The sequence below is a fragment of the Bradyrhizobium sp. HKCCYLRH3061 genome, assembly GCF_051168015.1.
Taxonomy (GTDB): domain Bacteria; phylum Pseudomonadota; class Alphaproteobacteria; order Rhizobiales; family Xanthobacteraceae; genus Bradyrhizobium.
The window spans coordinates 1-2,513 of sequence record NZ_JBNPUE010000041.1 but is presented as its reverse complement, the minus strand read 5'-3'; the positions used below and the strand labels follow the sequence as shown (position 1 = coordinate 2,513).

Sequence of the window (2,513 nt, the reverse complement as noted above, 5' to 3'; positions counted from 1 at the left end):
GACCTCTCGAAGATCTCACAGAGATCTTCGGCTTGCTTCTTATCCTCGATGTCCTTCGCCGGCCTGGTGGTCTTAGCGAGGAGCCTGAACCCGATCCCATCCCGAACTCGGCCGTTAAACTCCTCAGCGCCAATGGTACTATGGCTCAAGCCCTGGGAGAGTAGGTCGCTGCCAGGCCTGCAAAGGACATCCCCTCTTCACACCCCAAAACAACAACGCCGCGCTGAAACCTCAGCGCGGCGTTGTCGTTTGTCCTGATGCGGTCGTTCGTCGATGCCGCGGGCAGCACAACCGTGTGATTGAGCCGCAAAACCGGGTTCAGTTGCGGTTCATTCCCCAGAACGTACGCAATGCTGCGCTGTCTGTCGTCGCTGACATTGTCCCACAGGAGATCCTCATGCGCATGTTCGTCCGGACCACCTTCGTCGCGCTAGCCATTGCTGGCTCAGGCGCCGCGATGACGGCCCTCACAACGCTTCCGGCCCTCGCGCAGGCCGCCAAGGATTCCCCGGCGCAGCCGCCCGGTCCGACCATCAGCCAGCCGCCGCAGCTCAAGCAGATCGCGCTGACCGACAAGCAGATCGAAAACGTGCTGGCATCGCAAAAGGACATGGATGCCGTCACCGACAAGCTTCCCGAGAACGCGCCGCCGGACCAGAAGGTTGTGACGCAGCTCGATGGCGTCGCCAAGAAATACGGCTTCGCCAGCTATGACGATTTCAACGTCGCCGTCGACAACATCAGCCTGGTGATGGGCGGCATCGATCCGAAGACGAAAAAGTACATCGGTCCCGAAGCCGTCATCAAGCAGCAGATCGATCAGGTCCAGGCCGATACCAAGATGAAGCCCGATGACAAGAAGCAGGTCCTCAACGATCTCAATGCGGCGCTCAAGGCGAAGCCGCCGGAGGTCGAGAACAAGGGCAATATCGATCTCGTGGTCAAATATTACGACAAGCTCGCCGCGGCCTTCGGCGAGGACGACAACTGACAACCGAGGCTTTGCCTCCACCTCGATCCGCCAAGCCCCGACCGTCGGTCGGGGCTTTTTCGTTATGGGTCATGCGAGCGGAGCGCACGCTCAGCGCGCGAACGCGGCCTCCATCTGCTTGCGTACCTTCACGGTCTCGTCCGCGGCATCGGCTGCGACGTCGCTCCAGCGCACGATCTCGCCATGCGCGACGTCGTTCACGAGCTTCAGCCGATGCGCCAGCCCGATCGGCAGTGCCCCGAGCTGCAGGCTGGTCCTGGCCGGTACGACCTTGCCCCACACCGTATAGCCACCTTCGCCATCGAGCATCTCGCCAGCCCGCAGATCCTTCTTGGCGACGGCGACGACATCGCCGCGGAAGCCGAGCGGTTGGCCGGTGGGCTCCTTGCGCAGGGCCGCCGAGAGCACCGAGACGTTCAGCTCCAGCCCGATCAGGTGATAGGGCTTGTACATCGCCGCATAGCGGCCGCTTGAATCGGTCTTGAGTCCGTATTGCCGGAAGCAGTCCGCGGCGTAGTCGTTCGGCGCCTCCAGCACGACATAGACGCCCCAGCGCAGATCGCGAAATACCGGACGCCCGTCCCGCTCCAGCGATGAGACCACCTCGACCATGCCGGAGCGCTCGAGCACGCCGCCGCGGTCGCGAGGCCGCAGCACATGCGGCAGGTCATCGACACCGCAGGGTGGAAACAGCAGTCCGTTCGTGGGCACGTCGAGCCCCGTCGCGTTGGCGATCGCGGCCATCTCGATCGCCGACTTGGTGCCATCGAGGAAGGAATTGAACATCTGCGGGTTCATCCCGGCCGACTGCGCCTCGCCGGCGGTGAGGCCGTAATGTTGCCAGACGCCGTCCGGCGTGACGTCGTGATAGGCCGGCAGATACTTCGTGCCCTTGCCTGCGGCGACGACATGGAAGCCGGTCGCACGCGCCCAGTCGACGAGCTCGGCTGTCAATGCCGGCTGGTCGCCATAGGCGAGTGAGTAGACAACGCCGGCCCTGCGCGCCTCGTCGGCCAGCAACGGCCCCGCCAGAACGTCAGCCTCGACATTGACCATCACGATGTGCTTGCCGGCCCTGATGGCCGCCTGCGCGTGGCGGATGCCCGCGGCCGGACTGCCGGTCGCTTCGACGACGACATCAATGGTGTCAGCAAGCGCTTTTGCGCCGTCGGGACTGAACGCGGTGCGTTCGATCCGCTCGGCGCTCCAGCCGACGGTGCGGCAGGCGTCCCGCGCGCGCCCGGGATCGAGGTCGACGATGACGGGCACCTCGAGCCCCGCCACGTGCGGCACCTGCGACAGGAACATCGAGCCGAACTTGCCGGCGCCGATCAACGCGACGCGCACGGGCTTGCCGGCGGCGGCGCGGGCTTGGAGGAGGGCGTGGAGGTTCATTGTATTGTCCGGTTTCCAGATTGTCGCGCGACCTGCAACTACCACCTCCGTCGTCATGGCCGGGCTTGTCCCACGGCTGTCCGGTTCAGACAGACTGGACATGGTGCATGGCGTGGATTCTTCTGCG

General features: G+C 64.3%; 2 protein-coding genes and 1 rRNA gene. 2 read left to right on the top strand and 1 reads right to left on the bottom strand.

Features of this window, described 5'->3' with window-relative positions; genetic code table 11:
• The first annotated feature begins 62 nt into the window (after positions 1-62).
• Both rrf and ACQR2C_RS32590 read left to right on the top strand, forming a co-directional pair.
• Positions 63-177, top strand: a 5S ribosomal RNA gene (gene rrf, locus ACQR2C_RS32595).
• A 220-nt stretch (positions 178-397) separates the two neighbouring features.
• The gene (locus tag ACQR2C_RS32590; protein WP_316183712.1) at positions 398-991 is read left to right on the top strand and encodes a hypothetical protein; all 594 of its coding nucleotides are present in this window, start codon (positions 398-400) and stop codon (positions 989-991) included.
• Between the two features lie 90 nt (positions 992-1,081).
• On the opposite strand, the gene ACQR2C_RS32585 is transcribed toward ACQR2C_RS32590, so the two are convergent.
• Positions 1,082-2,386 carry an NAD(P)H-dependent oxidoreductase gene (locus tag ACQR2C_RS32585; protein WP_434837971.1) on the bottom strand — a complete coding sequence of 435 codons (1,305 nt, stop codon included), beginning with the start codon at positions 2,384-2,386 and terminating at the stop codon, positions 1,082-1,084.
• Positions 2,387-2,513 lie beyond the last annotated feature (127 nt).